The organism is Sandarakinorhabdus sp. AAP62, from assembly GCF_000331225.1.
Taxonomy (GTDB): Bacteria; Pseudomonadota; Alphaproteobacteria; order Sphingomonadales; family Sphingomonadaceae; genus Sandarakinorhabdus.
The window spans coordinates 39,085-54,485 of the sequence record NZ_ANFY01000018.1; the positions used below are offsets into that span (position 1 = coordinate 39,085).

General features: G+C 66.2%; 17 protein-coding genes and 1 other RNA gene. 8 read left to right on the forward strand and 10 right to left on the reverse strand.

Going from position 1 to position 15,401, the window contains the following annotated elements; all coding sequences use genetic code 11:
• Positions 1 to 61 precede the first annotated feature (61 nt).
• The 3 genes from nuoI to nuoG are packed head-to-tail and all read right to left on the reverse strand — an operon-like array spanning position 62 to position 3,620.
• Positions 62 to 550, reverse strand: coding sequence for an NADH-quinone oxidoreductase subunit NuoI (nuoI, locus tag D619_RS0114495; RefSeq protein ID WP_017669328.1), 489 nt, complete (start codon positions 548 to 550; stop codon positions 62 to 64).
• A complete protein-coding gene (gene nuoH, locus D619_RS0114500) occupies positions 550 to 1,617 on the reverse strand; it encodes an NADH-quinone oxidoreductase subunit NuoH (RefSeq protein WP_017669329.1) in 1,068 nt (355 codons plus the stop codon). The genes nuoI and nuoH overlap by 1 nt, the downstream gene beginning before the upstream one ends.
• Positions 1,614 to 3,620 (reverse strand): NADH-quinone oxidoreductase subunit NuoG, encoded by a 2,007-nt coding sequence (gene nuoG, locus D619_RS0114505; RefSeq protein ID WP_017669330.1) that lies wholly within the window; start codon positions 3,618 to 3,620, stop codon positions 1,614 to 1,616. Before nuoG ends, nuoH begins: the two co-directional genes overlap by 4 nt.
• Positions 3,621 to 3,895: 275 nt before the next feature.
• On the opposite strand from nuoG, the gene trmFO reads away from it, so the two are divergent.
• Positions 3,896 to 5,248 (forward strand): methylenetetrahydrofolate--tRNA-(uracil(54)-C(5))-methyltransferase (FADH(2)-oxidizing) TrmFO, encoded by a 1,353-nt coding sequence (gene trmFO, locus D619_RS0114510; RefSeq protein WP_017669331.1) that lies wholly within the window; start codon positions 3,896 to 3,898, stop codon positions 5,246 to 5,248.
• 3 nt (positions 5,249 to 5,251) lie between these two features.
• On the opposite strand, the gene D619_RS0114515 is transcribed toward trmFO, so the two are convergent.
• The 4 genes from D619_RS0114515 to D619_RS16890 form a co-directional block, all read right to left on the reverse strand.
• Positions 5,252 to 5,707, reverse strand: coding sequence for a hypothetical protein (locus D619_RS0114515; protein ID WP_017669332.1), 456 nt, complete (start codon positions 5,705 to 5,707; stop codon positions 5,252 to 5,254).
• Positions 5,708 to 5,757: 50 nt separating this feature from the next.
• Positions 5,758 to 6,363, reverse strand: coding sequence for a squalene/phytoene synthase family protein (locus D619_RS16885; protein WP_017669333.1), 606 nt, complete (start codon positions 6,361 to 6,363; stop codon positions 5,758 to 5,760).
• A gap of 10 nt (positions 6,364 to 6,373) precedes the next feature.
• Complete coding sequence (locus D619_RS0114525) at positions 6,374 to 6,763, reverse strand: VOC family protein (RefSeq protein WP_017669334.1); 390 nt, start codon at positions 6,761 to 6,763, stop codon at positions 6,374 to 6,376.
• Positions 6,764 to 6,836: 73 nt separating this feature from the next.
• The gene (locus D619_RS16890; protein ID WP_017669335.1) at positions 6,837 to 8,102 is read right to left on the reverse strand and encodes a serine hydrolase domain-containing protein; all 1,266 of its coding nucleotides are present in this window, start codon (positions 8,100 to 8,102) and stop codon (positions 6,837 to 6,839) included.
• 65 nt (positions 8,103 to 8,167) lie between these two features.
• Between D619_RS16890 and D619_RS0114535 the strand changes: the two genes are divergently transcribed.
• On the forward strand, positions 8,168 to 9,253 hold the full coding sequence (locus tag D619_RS0114535) for an anhydro-N-acetylmuramic acid kinase (RefSeq protein WP_081587183.1): 1,086 nt from the start codon (positions 8,168 to 8,170) through the stop codon (positions 9,251 to 9,253).
• 3 nt (positions 9,254 to 9,256) lie between these two features.
• On the opposite strand, the gene D619_RS0114540 is transcribed toward D619_RS0114535, so the two are convergent.
• Positions 9,257 to 9,541, reverse strand: coding sequence for a hypothetical protein (locus tag D619_RS0114540; protein WP_017669337.1), 285 nt, complete (start codon positions 9,539 to 9,541; stop codon positions 9,257 to 9,259).
• Positions 9,538 to 10,185 (reverse strand): alpha/beta hydrolase, encoded by a 648-nt coding sequence (locus tag D619_RS0114545; protein WP_017669338.1) that lies wholly within the window; start codon positions 10,183 to 10,185, stop codon positions 9,538 to 9,540. Before D619_RS0114545 ends, D619_RS0114540 begins: the two co-directional genes overlap by 4 nt.
• Positions 10,186 to 10,250: 65 nt before the next feature.
• Here D619_RS0114545 and D619_RS0114550 point away from each other — a divergent pair, with 65 nt between their 5' ends.
• From D619_RS0114550 to D619_RS0114560, 3 genes are read left to right on the forward strand one after another with little or no spacing between them, the layout of a single operon-like run.
• Positions 10,251 to 11,342: a cysteine desulfurase family protein gene (locus D619_RS0114550; RefSeq protein ID WP_017669339.1), complete on the forward strand. Its 1,092-nt coding sequence runs from the start codon at positions 10,251 to 10,253 to the stop codon at positions 11,340 to 11,342.
• Positions 11,339 to 12,469 (forward strand): cysteine desulfurase family protein, encoded by a 1,131-nt coding sequence (locus tag D619_RS0114555; protein WP_017669340.1) that lies wholly within the window; start codon positions 11,339 to 11,341, stop codon positions 12,467 to 12,469. The genes D619_RS0114550 and D619_RS0114555 overlap by 4 nt, the downstream gene beginning before the upstream one ends.
• A 19-nt stretch (positions 12,470 to 12,488) precedes the next feature.
• Positions 12,489 to 12,821 carry a 2Fe-2S iron-sulfur cluster-binding protein gene (locus tag D619_RS0114560; protein WP_017669341.1) on the forward strand — a complete coding sequence of 111 codons (333 nt, stop codon included), beginning with the start codon at positions 12,489 to 12,491 and terminating at the stop codon, positions 12,819 to 12,821.
• 45 nt (positions 12,822 to 12,866) lie between these two features.
• On the opposite strand, the gene ffs is transcribed toward D619_RS0114560, so the two are convergent.
• Positions 12,867 to 12,955, reverse strand: an RNA gene (ffs, locus tag D619_RS17710) — signal recognition particle sRNA small type.
• Between the two features lie 93 nt (positions 12,956 to 13,048).
• Between ffs and D619_RS0114565 the strand changes: the two genes are divergently transcribed.
• The 3 genes from D619_RS0114565 to D619_RS0114575 form a co-directional block, all read left to right on the forward strand.
• Positions 13,049 to 14,710, forward strand: a complete 1,662-nt coding sequence (locus D619_RS0114565) for a DNA polymerase III subunit gamma/tau (protein ID WP_017669342.1) — start codon at positions 13,049 to 13,051, stop codon at positions 14,708 to 14,710.
• An 8-nt stretch (positions 14,711 to 14,718) separates the two neighbouring features.
• Positions 14,719 to 15,045: a YbaB/EbfC family nucleoid-associated protein gene (locus D619_RS0114570; protein ID WP_017669343.1), complete on the forward strand. Its 327-nt coding sequence runs from the start codon at positions 14,719 to 14,721 to the stop codon at positions 15,043 to 15,045.
• Positions 15,045 to 15,401 (forward strand): hypothetical protein (locus tag D619_RS0114575; RefSeq protein ID WP_026091087.1); only part of this gene is annotated, 357 nt, incomplete at its 3' end. The genes D619_RS0114570 and D619_RS0114575, both read left to right, overlap by 1 nt.

The following is a 15,401-nucleotide window of genomic DNA, read 5'->3' on the forward strand; positions in this document are numbered from 1 at the left end:
GTGGAACGGGGGCTTGCGCCATGGATGCTGGCCTGCGCCAGCATGACGAACGCCATTTTCATCAGCGCCACTCCGCATCTGCAGCAATGTTGCTGGCGATGGCGCGTTCCCACTTCTCGCCGTTGGCGAGCAGCTTGCCCTTGTCGTAGATCAGCTCTTCGCGGGTCTCGACCGAAAATTCGAAGTTCGGCGTTTCGACGATGGCATCGACCGGGCAGGCTTCCTGGCACAGGCCGCAATAGATGCACTTGGTCATGTCGATGTCGTACCGCGTGGTGCGGCGGCTGCCGTCTTCGCGCGGTTCGGCTTCAATGGTGATGGCCTGCGCCGGGCAGACGGCTTCGCACAATTTGCAGGCGATGCAGCGTTCCTCGCCATTGGGATAGCGGCGCAGCGCGTGCTCCCCACGGAAGCGCGGCGATACCGGGCCCTTTTCGAAGGGATAGTTGAGTGTTGCCTTGGGGCGGAACACATAGCGCAAGGTCAGCCACAGGCCGGAGACAAACTCCAGCAGCAGCAGCGACTTGGCGGAGCGGAGCAGCGCGGTCATCACAGCACTCCCGGCGCAGTGGCAAAGTGGCCGGTGAACATCAGCCAGCCCGAAACGACAACCACCCAGAACAGACTCAGCGGCAGGAAGACTTTCCAGCCCAGCCGCATCAGCTGGTCATAGCGGTAACGCGGCACGGTGGCCTTCACCCAGGCGAAGGCAAAGAACATGAAGGCCATCTTGGCGAGGAACCAGACGAAGCCGGGGATGATGTAGAGCGGCGCCCAGTCCAGCGGCGGCAGCCAGCCACCCAGGAACAGGGTGGGCACCAGCGCGCACATGAAGAGGATGTTGGCATATTCGCCGAGGAAGAAAAGCGCGAAGGACATGCTCGAATATTCGACCTGGTAGCCGGCGACGAGCTCGGCTTCGGCTTCGGGCAGATCGAAGGGCGGCCGGTTGGTTTCGGCCAGCACGGTGATGAAGAACATGATCGCCATCGGAAACAGCAGCGGATTGAACACGTTGCCGTTCAAGATGCCGAGCACATTGCCCTTCTGGCTCATCACGATGTCGGAAAGGTTCAGGCTCTGCGCGTACATCATCACGGCAACCAGGATGAAGCCCATCGAGACTTCATAACTGACCATCTGCGCCGCCGAACGCAGGCCGCCGAGGAAGGCATATTTGGAGTTGGACGCCCAGCCCGACATGATGATGCCATAAACGCCCATCGAGGAGACGGCGAAAATATAGAGCAGGCCGACATTGAGATCGGCGAGCACGAGGCCCGCATCGAACGGCATCACCGCCCACACCACCAGCGCCAGCACGAAGGTGATCATCGGCGCCATCAGGAACACGCCCGTGGAGGCGCCGGTGGGAATGATGGTTTCCTTCATGAACAATTTGGCGGCGTCCGCGAAGGTCTGCAACAGGCCGAACGGGCCAACCACGTTGGGGCCGCGCCGCATCTGCATCGCCGCCCAGATCTTGCGATCGGCATAAACCGCCAGCGCCACGCCCACCATCACCGGGAAGGCAATGGCGAGAATCAGCGCCAGATTGGCGAGGAACCAGCCCGGGCCCTGCCCGAATTGTTCGATGAACCAGCCGGTGAAGGTCATTCGGCGGCCTCCTGCACCACGACCAGCGACGACACGCAGGCGGCCATGGTGGCACTGGCGCGCGCCACCGGATTGGTGAGGTGGTAGTTGCTGTAGATATGGTGCAGCGGGCCCTGCACCGGTTCCGCGCTGACGGCTGGCAGCGTTTCGGCACGGGCGATCAGGCCGTCGCGGGCCAGATCGGGCCACTCGGCGGCGATACGCTGGCGCAGGGCCGACAGATCATCATAAGGCAGTTTTGCGCCAAGCACCGAGGAGAGCGCGCGGAAGATCGTCCAATCCTCGCGGGCGTCACCGGGTGGCTGCGTGGCTTTCAGTGCGCGCTGCACGCGGCCTTCCAGATTGACATAGGTGCCAGGCTTTTCGGTGTAGGCCGCCGATGGCAGGATCACATCGGCATGGCGCACGCCGTGATCGCCGTGCGTGCCGATATAGACGGTGAAGCGGCCAGCCATCACATTGACTTCATCGGCGCCAACCAGGAACAGCGCTTTCACCTTGCTGTCACCCAGCAGCGCATTGACACCGCCTTCAACGGCGAGGCCCAGCCGCAGGGCGCCAGCACGGGCAGCGGCGGTGTGGACGAGGTTGAAGCCGTTCCAGCCCTCCCTGACCACGCCGAGCTGCGCTGCGGCCGCGCGAGCAGCGGCATAAAGGCCCGGCGTCTTCAGCGCGCCCATGCCGACGATGATCGCCGGGCGCTGCGCCTTGGCAAAGGCCGCGACGACTTCGGCCGGCAGCGCACCGAGCAGCGCAGCATCGTCACCCAACTGGGTGAGCGGGAAGGACAGATCAACATCTGGCCCGATGCTGAACGCCCTGGCCTTGCCCTTCAGCACGGCCTTCCTGAGCCGCACGTTCAGCAGCGCCGCTTCCTGGCGCGGGTTGGTGCCGACAAGCAGTATGGCGTCGGCCGTCTCGATATTGGCGAGCCCGGTGTTGAACAACCAGCTGGCCGGCTCACCCGCGTCGAACTGCGCGCCATCCTGGCGTGATTCGATGCGGCTGGAGCCCAGCGCCGCCAGCAGATCGCGCAGCGCCACCATGTCTTCCACCGCGTTCAGATCGCCAACGATGCCGGCAATCTCCTCGCCCTTCAGCCCCTTCAGGCCGGCGGCGATGGCCGCAAAGGCTTCGGCCCAGCTCGCCTTCTGCAGCTTGCCATTCACCCGCACCCACGGCGTGTCGAGCCGGCGTTCGGACAGGCCATCGACGGCAAAGCGGCTCTTGTCGCCCAGCCATTCTTCATTGACATCATCGTTGATGCGCGGCGTCACGCGCAGCACGGCGGCACCGCGGCTGCCGACGACGATGTTGCTGCCGATGGCATCCATCACGTCGATCGAATCGGTCTTCTTCAGCTCCCACGGCCGCGCCTGGAAGGCATAGGGCTTGGAGGTGAGCGCGCCGACCGGGCAGAGATCGATGACATTGCCCGACACCTCGGAGGTGACGGCCTTTTCGAGGTAACTCGTGATCTGCATCGACTCGCCACGGCCGATGGCGCCGATTTCCTCGACCCCGGCCACTTCCTCGGCAAAGCGCACGCAGCGGGTGCAGTGGATGCAGCGGGTCATCACCGTCTTGATTAGCGGACCCATGTATTTTTCGGTCACCGCCCGCTTGTTCTCATCATAGCGGCTGGAACCCTTGCCATAGGTCATGGCCTGATCCTGCAGATCGCATTCGCCGCCCTGATCGCAGATCGGACAATCGAGCGGGTGGTTGATGAGCAGGAACTCCATCACCCCTTCGCGGGCCTTCTTCACCTTTTCGGTGCGGGTGTGGATCACCTGGCCATCGGCGGCCGGCATGGCGCAGCTGGCCACCGGCTTTGGCGATTTTTCCATTTCCACCAGGCACATGCGGCAGTTGCCGGCGATGGACAGGCGCTCGTGATAGCAGAAACGCGGGATTTCGGCGCCGGCCGCTTCGCAGGCCTGCAACACCGTGGCGCCGTTCGGCACCTCCACTTCGATCCCATCGACGGTCAATTTCGGCATGACGTCAACCTTGCCGGATATGCCGCTGAGGGGCCCGGCCGCAAACTGGCCGCACGTGCATAGAGATCACTTCCAAAAGGGACGGCATCGCACCGCCGTCAGACCGTTCGGGGTATAGCGGCGCCTCTTGGCCATGGGAAGGCCAAAGAGCGACATTCTGCCGCGCTGCAGCATTTTTCGCAGGGACGTTTGCAGCGCCAGCCGCACTGCAGCACGGCGTTGCCGGTCTGCCGCGGTGGCTTGGACGCCCGCTGTTTCAAGCCTATAGGCCGCGCATGACAAAGCCCATCCACATCATCGGCGGCGGCCTCGCCGGTTCGGAAGCCGCCTGGCAGATCGCCGAGGCCGGGATCCCTGTCGTCATCCACGAAATGCGCGGGGTGCACGGTACCGACGCGCACAAGACCGATGGGCTGGCCGAACTCGTCTGCTCCAACAGTTTCCGCAGCGACGATCCCGACAACAATGCCGTTGGCCTGATTCACCAGGAAATGCGGGCGCTGAACAGCCTCATCATGGCCGAGGCCGACAAGGCAAGGGTACCGGCAGGTTCAGCCCTCGCCGTGGACCGCGACCAGTTTTCCGATGGCGTGACGGCAGCACTGACCGCCCATCCCAACGTCACCATCGTGCGCGAGATGATCAGCGGCCTGCCGCCGGAAGACTGGGACAGCGTGATCATCGCCACCGGGCCTTTGACAGCTACGCCGCTGGCCGAAGCCATTCGCAGCCTCACCGGCGAGGACGCGCTGGCCTTTTTCGATGCCATCGCGCCGGTGATCCATTTCGAGTCCATCAACACCGACGTCGCCTGGTTCCAGAGTCGTTGGGACAAATCGTCTGGAAACGCCGCTGACGCGGCTGGGGGCGGCGCCAAGGATTACCTGAACTGCCCGATGGACAAGGCGCAATATGAAGCCTTCATCGATGCGATGCTGGAAGCCGAAAAGGCCAGCTTCAAGGAATGGGAGGCCAACACACCCTATTTCGATGGCTGCATGCCGATCGAGGTGATGGCCGAGCGTGGCCGCAACACGCCGCGTTTTGGCCCGATGAAGCCGGTGGGCCTCACCAACCCCGCCACCGGCCATCGGGCCTGGGCGGTGGTGCAGCTGCGGCAGGACAATGCACTCGGCACGCTGTGGAACATGGTGGGGTTCCAGACCAAGATGAAACATGCCGAACAGGTGCGGGTGTTCCGCATGATCCCGGGTCTCGAAAACGCGCAGTTCGCCCGGCTGGGCGGCCTGCACCGCAACACCTTCATCAAATCACCGATTCTGCTGGATGGCACGCTGCGGCTGAAGGCGCGGCCGGCGCTGCGTTTTGCCGGCCAGATCACCGGCTGCGAAGGCTATGTCGAATCCGCCGCCGTGGGCCTGATGGCGGCGCGCTTTGCCATTGCCGAGCGGCAGGGCCGTGAACCGGTGCCGCCACCCGCCACCACCGCATTGGGCGCGCTGCTCCACCACGTCACCGGCGGTGCCGAGGCCGCGACCTTCCAGCCGATGAACGTCAATTTCGGGCTGTTTCCGCCGCTCAGCCCGGTGCCGAAGAAAGACCAGCGCAAGCCGGCGTTGGTTGCACGGGCGCGCGCCGATCTGGCCAACTGGATGAAACAAGCCTGAGGTTCAATCCTCGTCCGGCACCGGGCACACACAAGCCGCCTTGGGCTTGCGCTTGATGGCCGTGGTGGCAAACTCCTTCGCGTTCAACTGCCCATCGGCATTGCGATCGGCACGGGCAAATTTCGTGGCGGTCGCCGCGGCAAATTCCTCGAAATCCAGCCGGCCGTCCTTGTTGCGATCGGCGCGGTCAAAGGATTTCCGGCGGTTGCTCAGAAACTCCGTGCGATCCACCGCGCTGTCCCTGTTCTTGTCATAGCGCTTGAGGCGGCGCGCTTCGCGCTCGGCATCGGACAGGGGCGATCTTGGCGCCGCAAGCGGCGTTGCAGAAGCGTCAACCGCTGGCGGATCGGCCACCGCCAGCGCAGCGGCCGGCTGGGTGACCGGCGGCGCGCGCCAGATGATCAGGCCGGCGCCCAGCAGGCCCGCCAGAGCCACGACAAAGCCAAGGATGCGGCGCAATGCATTGCTCCCCGTGTCACGCGACCCTGTGCGCCCAGCGATACGCTGCCTCAGCGCCCGAGTGCAACCACCTTGAACATCAGCGCCTGCCGGGCGAGCGTGCCGCGCGGTTCGGGTGGGCGGCCGGCGGCGCGGTTGGCGGCATCACGCGCTGCCAGTTCCACCAGCGCGCGCAGCGGGCGCAGCAGCACCGATGTGCGATCGGGCGGGCTTTGCGCCAGCGCCATGGCCCGGCCCAGATAATCTCCTTCCGCCGGATCGGCGCCCAGCAGCCGGGCTGCCAGGATGAACAGGCGCACGCTGCCATTTGCGCTGGCAGCCGCATCGCCGTTCAGCCGGGCCAACCAGCCGTCTTCCAGCGTGGCCAGATCGGCGCCCGACAGCCGTGGCAGCACGCGCGTCTGCAGCGCCTGAAGCAGCGGCTGCGCCGGGGCGGGCTGGGTATCGAGTTCGATCAATCGGTCCCGCCACCAGGCCAGCTTGATCTCGCCCAGCAAGGGCTCGGTCGTGCTGGCCACCACCTGCGCCAGCTCGCAATCGAGGGCGAGCAGCGCGACCAGGCCGGGCCGGGCTGGCTCTGCCGCATAAAGGCAGGCCAGCCAACGCTCCCGGTCGTGCTGCTTCAGCTCGTCGGCAATCTGGGGCAGCGCAGACATGCGGCTCCGATCAGGCGGGGCCAACGCGGAAGGCGCACAATTTGTTGCCATCCGGATCGCGGAAATAGGCCCCATAAAAGGCCTGCGGGCCTTCATCGCCGCGCACGCCGGGGGCACCTTCATCGCTTCCACCGGCAGCCAGTGCAGCCGCGTGCATGGCATCCACCTTGGCGCGCGTATCCAGCACCAGGGCGATCATGGTGCCGTTGCCAGCCGTGGCGGGCTGGCCATCATAAGCCGGGCCAACGCCGAGCATCGGCGCCGTCCAGCTTGTACCCCAGCACACGGCGCCGGTGGGAAATTCCATCAGCCGCCTGATGTCGACGCTGGCGAACAGCGCATCATAAAAGGCAAAGCTGCGGGGCAGATCATTGCTGCCGAAAAGCGCGTAACCGATCATGCGATTCCTCCTTTGGCCATCATGGCCAGCAAACGGTGACACAGGCGTTGCAGCGCGGCGATGACGTGCCAGGTCATTTTGCCAGTTCGGCCATGATGATGTCTTCCGCCGACGAAAAGGCCGAGGCGACGTGGGGCGACTTGAACGGATCTGCGCTGGTGCCGGTGAGCGCATAGGCCATGACGCGCCCACGCGTCCGATCCACCCACAGGCCGGCGAGCAGGCCATAGGCTTCGCCCAGATGGCCCCACCAGCGCGCCCCTGGCACCGGCTGATCGGTCGCCCCTGCCCGGCCGGTCAGGCACTGCGGCCCGGCACCATAACACAGCATCTGGCCCTGATAATCATCGCCCGGCACGGCCCCGCCGGCCTGCCAGACAGGCGTGAGCATGGCCTTCACCGTCGCAGGCTTCAGCAGACGCACAGAACCAGATTCGGTGGCAACCTCGCCGCCGCGCAGCAGCAACTGGCCAATGCGGGCAAGATCGGGAATGCTGATGCGCAAGCCGCCCTGGGGCGAGAACATCGTGCCATTGCTGCCCAGTTGATAGGCGGCCAGATCGCAGTTTGACGTGCTGCGCACGGGGCAAGCGGCACGCTGGCCCTTCAGATCGTCCACCTGGGGCACCCACGGGCCATCAGGGTTCCACGCAGTTTCATCGCTGCCCTTGCGATACAGCACGGCGGCGCGCGCCACCGCTGCATCAGACGCGCCTTGCCAATTATAGCCGGCATCGATCCTGAGCGGCGCCAGCACCAGCCGGGTCATCAACCGGTCAAAACGCTCGCCGGTGGCCGCCTCCATCACGCTGCCGATGATGCCGTAATTGAGATTGGCATAGGCAAAGCGCCGGCCTGGCGCGCCCGGTCCCCAATGTTCGGCGGTCAACTTGTCCTGCAGCCGTTCTTCGAGGGCAAAGCCATAGCCCGGGCCATCGACGATGCCGCTGGTGTGCGAGAGCAGCTGGCGCAGCGTGACCGGAACATCCTTATGCGCCGGGTGGCGCAGGGTCCAGCCCAGATACTGGCCCACATCCTTGTCGGGATCGAGCCTGCCCTGCTCCACCAGCCGCCAGACCGCGATGGCAACCACCAGTTTGGAGACAGAGGCAACGCGGATCACGCTATCGGCCTGCAGCGGGCGATTGGCGGCGATATCGGCCAGGCCATGGGCTTCGGCGCGGATGATGCGGTTGCGGTCGGCCACCACGCCGACAACGCCGGAAAGCTGCGGTGCGCGGGCTTCCGTGCCGGCAACCAGGGCGGCCAGCGGGTTGCCAAGGGGATTTGCTTCGGTCGGGCTGGCCAACAAAAGGCAGAAAGCAGGAAGGGTGCGCATGTCTGGCTTCATAAGCAGGCGCGGCAGGCATGGCCAGCCGGCATCGGCTGCGCTAGCCTGCTGGCATGACGACAAGACTTGCCATTGGCCTGATGTCCGGAACCTCCATCGACGGTATCGATGCCGCGCTGGTGGAAACCGATGGCGAAGGGGTGGTGAACCCGATCGCCTTCATGTTCTTCCCCTATGAACCGGATTTTCGCCCGCGCCTGCGCGCCGCCATGGCGCGCGCGTTGGAGATGCACGCCCCGGCCCGTGATGCGCTGATCGACGCGGTGGAACAGGAATCGACCGGCCTGCACGCCATGGCCGTGCATCGGCTGTTGGCGGCCACCCACACGCGCCGCGATGATGTGGCGGTGATCGGCTATCACGGCCAGACCATCGCGCACCGGCCCGACCGCAAATGGACCTGGCAGATCGGCGATGGCGCCACGCTGAAAGCCGCGACGCGCATCCCCGTCGCCTTTGATTTCCGCAGCGCCGATGTGGCGGCCGGCGGCCAGGGCGCGCCGCTGGCGCCGGGCTATCACCGGGCGCGATCGGAGGAATTGGGCCGGCCGCTGGGGGTGCTGAATCTGGGCGGGGTCGGCAATCTCACCTGGTTTGCAGCGGACGGGACGTGGGGCAGTTTCGATACCGGGCCGGGCAATGCGCTGATCGATGATTGGGTGCGCGCCCACACCGGGCTTGGGTTTGACGAGGATGGCAAGGTCGCAGCCAGCGGGATGTGCCATGACAATGTGCTGCAAACGCTGGCGGACAATCCCTGGTTCGATGCGCCGCCGCCGAAATCACTGGACCGCAACGCCTGGGATATCGGCGCGCTGCGCGGCCTGGCCCCCGGCGACGGTGCGGCGACGCTGACGGCGTTCACGGCGGAAACCGTGCGCCTTGCCCTCACCCATGTCCCGCCCATCGGCCGGCTGCTGGTGACGGGCGGCGGCCGGCTCAACCCGGTGCTGATGGCCGAACTTGCCACGCGCTGCGGCGTGCCCTGCGATGCGGTGGAAACGGTCGGCTGGAATGGCGATGCGCTGGAGGCCGAGGCCTTTGCGTGGCTGGCCGTGCGGGTACTGGATGGCAAGCCGCTGAGCTGGCCGGAAACGACCGGGGTGCCGGTGGCGATGGCGGGTGGACGGGTGGCCTGATCGCTAGCTGAAAACGGGCAGCTTGGTCCGGAACAGCAGCACAGTCAGCAACACCAGCGCACTCAGGCCGACGAAGGCTGTGCAGAAGATGACGAGCAACATCACCAGCCAGTACCAGAAAGCGGATTCGGATTGGCGGCAAAGCGTGCCGCGATAACGGATTTCGCGCGTTCTTAGCGCCGCAACTGTAGCGCGCAGCATGAAGATGAAGAGTGCCGGCAGGAATAACGCCGTCACAATCAGCAGCACCAGCCCGCTGGGGCCGGGATCAAACAGCGCCGGCCTCACCGCCCGCCGTTCGCCAGCCGCATATCCAGATAGGCGTCCACCTCGCCCATCAGCAGATCCATTTCATTCTGGAAGAAATGGTTGGCGCCCGGAATGGTGCTGTGGTGGATGGTGATGTGGCGCTGGGTCTTCAGCTTGTCGACCAGCTTCTGCACGGCCGATGGCGGCACCACTTCGTCGGCTTCGCCATCCACGATGATCCCGCTCGACGGGCACGGGGCCAGGAAGGTGAAATCATACATGTTGGCCGGCGGCGCGATCGAGATGAAGCCCTTGATCTCGGGCCGGCGCATCAGCAGTTGCATGCCGATCCAGGCACCGAAGGAGAAGCCGCCCACCCAGGTGGTGTGGGCTTCCGGGTTGAACTGCTGCAGCCAATCGAGCGCGGAGGCGGCATCGGAAAGTTCGCCGATACCGTTGTCGAACACGCCCTGGCTGCGGCCGACGCCGCGGAAATTGAAGCGCAGCGTTGCAAAGCCGCGCTTCACGAAGCTCTGATACATGGCCAGTACGATCGGGTGGTTCATCGTGCCCTGAGCCGGATGCGGCTGCAACAGGATGGCCACCGGCGCGCGCGGGCCAGCGCCGGGCTGGTAACGGCCTTCAAGACGCCCTTCGGGGCCGGTAAGAATGACTTCGGGCATGGGATTCCCAGTTCTGGCGCAAAGCGCGGCAAGCGCCCTATATGGCCTCAAAAGGCCCTGTTGCAATGAAAAGCCGAATCTCTCTCGATCATGCCGCCACCACGCCGGTGAACGCGGCGGCGCGCGCGGCGATGATGGCCGCGCTCGATCTGGGCGGCAATCCGTCAAGTGTCCACGCTGGCGGCCGCGCGGCCCATGCGTTGCTGGAAGGCGCGCGCGATGCCGTGGCGCGCTTTGCCGGCGTGGCCGCGGAACAGATCGTCTTCACCAGCGGGGGCACCGAAGCCCTTGCGCTGGCGGCGAATGGCGCGCGGCTGGCGGGGCCGGCCCGCCCGCGCTTTCTGGTGGGCGCGACCGAGCACAGCGCCGTGTTGCAGGCGCGCGACGATGCAGTGGTGATGCCGGTGGACAGCAGCGGCCTGATCGATCTGGCGGCGCTGGTCGCTGTGCTTGCCGATGGCCCGGCGCTGGTGGCCGTGCAGGCCGCGAACAATGAAACCGGTGTGATCCAGCCGTTGGCCGAGGTGGCAACGCTGGTGCGCGATACCGGCGGGTTGCTGCTGGTGGATGCCGTGCAGGCGGCGGGGAAGATGACGCTGCCCGATGCAGACTTCGTGGCGCTGTCGGCCCACAAGCTGGGCGGGCCACCGGGCGTGGGCGCGCTGATCGTGAAAGACCCCGCCAGTTTGATCCCGGTGCAGCGCGGCGGCGGGCAGGAGCGTGGCCATCGCGGCGGCACGCCAAACCTGCCCGGCATCGCGGGCTTCGCCGCCGCCGTGGCCGAGCCGCACGACTGGAACGCGGTTGCCGCGCGGCGCATGGCGCTGGAAACATGGTTGAAAGCCGCCGGCGCGATCATCCACGGCGAGGCCGCGCCGCGCCTGCCCAACATCAGCAGCATCGGCCTGCCCGGCGTGGCCGCGTCAACCCAGGTGATGATGCTGGATCTCGAAGGCTTCATGGTCTCCGCCGGGGCGGCCTGCTCGTCGGGCAAGGTGAAATCCAGTCACGTGCTCGCCGCGATGGGGCTGGGCGCGGCGGCGGGCGAGGCCATCCGCGTCAGCCTGTCACCGGCCACCACGGATACCGAGCTTGACGCATTCGCCTCCGCCTGGCTTGCCATGGCGGCGCGGTTGGGCCGAAAGGGCGCGGCATGACCATGCCGATCTATCTTGATTATGGCGCGACGACACCGCTCGATCCGGCGGTGGCGGCGGCGATGGAACCGTGGGGCGTGGGTGGTTTCGGCAATCCGCACAGCGCGCATCTGTGGGGCTACAAGGCCAAGGCGGCGGTGGAACTGGCGCGCGCGCAGGTGGCGACGCTGATCAACGCACCGGTGGAAAGCATCGCCTTCACCAGCGGGGCGACCGAAAGCAACAATTGGGCGCTGAAGGGCCTGCTCACCGCGCCGGGGCAGACGCGGCGGCGCATCGTCACGCTGGCGACAGAGCACAGCAGCGTGCTGGAAACCGCGCACTATCTGGCCAGCATCGGCGCGCAACTGACCATCGTGCCGGTGCGTTCAAACGGCCTGGTGGATCTCGGCGACCTCGAACGCGCGCTGGGCGAGGATGTGGCGCTGGTTTCGGTGATGGCAGTGAACAACGAGATTGGCGTGGTGCAGGATCTGGCGGCCATCTCCACCCTCGTCCACGCTGTCGGCGCCGTGTTCCACGTCGATGCGGCACAGGGTTTCGGCAAGGTGCCAATTGGTGTCGAAGCCATGGGCATCGATCTGATGAGCATCACGGCCCACAAGATCTACGGCCCCAAGGGCGTTGGCGCGCTGTATCGGCGGCCGTTCACCGTGATCGCCCCGCTGCTGCACGGCGGCGGGCAGGAGGATGGCCGCTCGGGCACGTTGCCCACCGCGCTCATCGCCGGACTGGGTGAAGCGGCGCGCATCGCAGGCGAACGCATGGCCGCCGATCACGCCCATGCCCTGATGCTGCGCGACCGGCTGCTGGCCGCGCTGACCGTGCAGAGCCAGATCAACGGCGATCTGCAGCGGCGCTGGCCGGGCAATCTCAACCTCAGCTTTCCGGGCGTCTTCGTGCCGCTTCTGCAGCATTTGCCCGGCCTGGCCATCAGTTCCGGTTCGGCCTGTGCTGCGCTGACCGGGCGGCCCAGCCATGTGCTGACCGCGCTCGGCCTGCCCGATGTCACGGCAAAGGCCTCGCTGCGGCTGGGCTTCGGCCGATTCACCACCACCGATGAGATCGATGCCGCTGCCACCCTGTTGAATGCTGCAGTGCGGCAAAAACTTGCAGAAATGGATTGATCGCGGCACATTGCAGCGCATGACCCGCATCCGCTTCATTTCTGCCGATGGCAGCCAGGAAGCCCTGGTGGAGAGCAAGCCCGGCGACCGGCTGCTCGACGTGGCGCAGGCGCATGGCATGCCGCTGGAAGGCACGTGCGAAGGCGCCATGGCCTGCTCGACCTGCCATGTCTACCTGGTGGGCGGCGATGTCGAGAAACTGCCGCCGCCGGCTGAGGAAGAAGAGGATATGCTGGATTTCGCCGCCGGCGCCAACCGCCAGAGCCGGCTGGCCTGCCAGATCAGGCTGACCGCCGATATCGCCAGCCTGGATGTGAAGATCCCGCGCGGCGTTGTCGACATGAGCCGCTGACGCGGCGGGGTCAACCTGAACCGCTGAACGGCGAATATTCTGGGGTGGGAACCGGGAACGACCCAGACCGGAATCGTTGCGGCTGCTTCCTTCCGGACCTGACCGGGTTGGCGAGCGGCCTGTCCGCCCGGCTCCCACGGCGCATATGGCGATTGTTGCCCGGCAGCGCAAGCCCGGCTTCAAAGCTTGCGTGACGCGCCCGCCTGGCCCGGCTAGAACAGGCCTGCATGTCAGACGAATCCGATATCGCCTTTCCGGGCCTTGAACTGCCTGCCGCAGTAGCCGCACCAGCCTATCGCGTGCTGGCGCGCAAATATCGCCCGGCTACCTTTGATGCGCTGCTGGGCCAGGATGCCATGGTGCAAACGCTCGGCAATGCCATCGCGCGCGGCCGGCTGGCGCAGGCCTGGCTGCTCACGGGCGTGCGCGGGGTGGGGAAAACCTCCACCGCGCGCATCATCGCCAAGGCGCTGAACTGCATCGGGCCGGATGGCAATGGCGGCCCGACCATCAACCCGTGCGGGGTGTGCGAGCCCTGCACCGCCATCGCCGCCGGCCGCCATCTTGACGTGGTGGAGATGGACGCGGCATCGAATACCGGTGTCGATGATGTGCGCGAGATCATCGAAGGCGTGCGCTATGCCGCAGTCTCGGCGCGCTACAAGATCCACATCATCGACGAAGTCCACATGCTGTCGAAGGCAGCGTTCAACGCGCTGCTGAAAACGCTGGAAGAACCGCCGCCGGGCGTGAAGTTCATCATGGCCACCACCGAGGTGAACAAGGTGCCGGCCACGATCCTGTCGCGTTGCCAGCGCTTTGATCTGAAACGCGTTTCGGCCGAAACCCTGGCCGAACACTTCGCCCGCATCCTCGAACAGGAGCAGGTCGGCTTTGAAGCCGATGCGCTGGCGTTGGTGGCACGGGCCGCGGAAGGCAGCGTGCGCGATGGCCTGTCCATCCTCGATCAGGCCATTGCCCACAGCGGCGAGACGATCACCGCAGACGCGGTGCGCGACATGCTGGGCCTTGCCGATCGCGGCGCCGTGCGCGCCCTGTTCGGCCATGTGCTGGAGGGCCGCGTGCCCGATCTGATGGCCGCCGTCGCCCGCCAATATGATCTGGGGCAAGACCCGGCGCAGCTGCTGCGCGAACTTTTGGGCCTGGTGCACGGCATCACCCGCCAGCGCCTGGCGCCGCGCCGCGATCCGCTGCTTTCGGCCGAGGAACAGGCCGCGCTCGACACCTGGGCGAAGGCGCTCACCTTCCCGCGGCTCTCGATGCTGTGGCAGATGTTGCTGAAGGGGCTGGAGGAAGTGCTGTCGGCTCCGGTGCCGCTGCAGGCCGCCGAAATGGCGTTGCTGCGGCTGTGCCATGTGGCCGATCTGCCCGATCCGGGCGCGCTGGTGAAGCAATTGCAGCAGCAGGGCGCCACCGTTGCCGCGCCTGCCGCGCCAGCACCCACACCGTCGGGCGCACCCGCCGCTGCACTTCCCGCTGCGCCGCCGGCCAGCGCGCCGCCGGCTGGCGAAATGCCCGACAGTTTCGAAGCCCTGGTCGCCCTGTTCCGCCGCCAGAGCGAGGCACGGCTGGCGCATTATCTGACCGACGATGTGCGGCTGGTCCGCTTTGCGCCGCCGCTGCTGGTGCTCGCCGCCAGCGGCCTGCCCAAGGATGTGCCGCTGGCCATCCACCGCAGCCTGGAAGAATGGACCAGCGCGAAGTGGCAGATCGACTGGCAGACCGACGGCGGCGAGGCGACCTTGCGCGAAGCAGAGCTTGCGCGTCTGGCTGCGTTGGAGGCACAGATGCGGGCCGATCCGACCGTGGCCGCGCTGCTGTCGGCCTTTCCCGACGCGGAACTCACCCCCCTCAAACAAAGCGCCTGAGAAGAGACATGCCCAGCCTCGAAGAACTGATGAATGCGGCCCGCAACGTGCAGGAGCAGATGGCCCGCGCCCAGGCCCAGCTTGACCAGATCGAGGTGGAAGGCGCGTCCGGCGGCGGCCTGGTGACGGTGCGCGCCACCGCCCGCGGCGCCGTGCGCGGCCTCAACATCGATCCATCGCTGCTGACGGCCGAATCGAAGGAAATGCTGGAAGATCTGATCGTGGCGGCGTTCAATGACGCCAAGACCAAGGCCGATCAGGCGGGCAGCGCCGAGATGGGCAAGCTCACGGCCGGCATGCAATTGCCGCCGGGTTTCAAGCTGCCGGATTTCTGATGCGGCGTCCGTCCCTGGTCCTGTTGGCGATGCCGTTGCTGCTGGCAGCCGCGCCGATCTATCAGCGCTGGGGCGAAGTTGATTTTGGCGGCCGCCGCGGCGTGTATCTCGAAGAGGATAGCGAGCGCCCCGGCATCGTCACCATGGCGCTGTGCAGCACCAGCAGCAGCGTTGTCGAGCTGCGCCATTATCGTCCGCAAATGGCACCGAACCTGGTCGCGCAGCTTGATCGCCGCGCCAGCCCTGGCCGGGAAATCACCAGCTGCGACCGTGGCTGCCAATTGGCCACCCAGGCCATCGCCCGCCGCAATGCGCTGCCGGAAGCCGATCTGCTGCCGGCAGGCGGGCGGGCGTGG

Bases quoted from the DNA above. Each gene is read 5' to 3' on its own strand.
- nuoI (WP_017669328.1), bottom strand. From the start codon at position 550: ATGACCGCGCTGCTCCGCTCCGCCAAGTCGCTGCTGCTGCTGGAGTTT.
- nuoH (WP_017669329.1), bottom strand. From the start codon at position 1,617: ATGACCTTCACCGGCTGGTTCATCGAACAATTCGGGCAGGGCCCGGGC.
- nuoG (WP_017669330.1), bottom strand. From the start codon at position 3,620: ATGCCGAAATTGACCGTCGATGGGATCGAAGTGGAGGTGCCGAACGGC.
- trmFO (WP_017669331.1), top strand. From the start codon at position 3,896: ATGACAAAGCCCATCCACATCATCGGCGGCGGCCTCGCCGGTTCGGAA.
- D619_RS16885 (WP_017669333.1), bottom strand. From the start codon at position 6,363: ATGTCTGCGCTGCCCCAGATTGCCGACGAGCTGAAGCAGCACGACCGG.
- D619_RS0114525 (WP_017669334.1), bottom strand. From the start codon at position 6,763: ATGATCGGTTACGCGCTTTTCGGCAGCAATGATCTGCCCCGCAGCTTT.
- D619_RS16890 (WP_017669335.1), bottom strand. From the start codon at position 8,102: ATGCGCACCCTTCCTGCTTTCTGCCTTTTGTTGGCCAGCCCGACCGAA.
- D619_RS0114535 (WP_081587183.1), top strand. From the start codon at position 8,168: ATGACGACAAGACTTGCCATTGGCCTGATGTCCGGAACCTCCATCGAC.
- D619_RS0114545 (WP_017669338.1), bottom strand. From the start codon at position 10,185: ATGCCCGAAGTCATTCTTACCGGCCCCGAAGGGCGTCTTGAAGGCCGT.
- D619_RS0114550 (WP_017669339.1), top strand. From the start codon at position 10,251: ATGAAAAGCCGAATCTCTCTCGATCATGCCGCCACCACGCCGGTGAAC.
- D619_RS0114555 (WP_017669340.1), top strand. From the start codon at position 11,339: ATGACCATGCCGATCTATCTTGATTATGGCGCGACGACACCGCTCGAT.
- D619_RS0114560 (WP_017669341.1), top strand. From the start codon at position 12,489: ATGACCCGCATCCGCTTCATTTCTGCCGATGGCAGCCAGGAAGCCCTG.
- D619_RS0114565 (WP_017669342.1), top strand. From the start codon at position 13,049: ATGTCAGACGAATCCGATATCGCCTTTCCGGGCCTTGAACTGCCTGCC.
- D619_RS0114570 (WP_017669343.1), top strand. From the start codon at position 14,719: ATGCCCAGCCTCGAAGAACTGATGAATGCGGCCCGCAACGTGCAGGAG.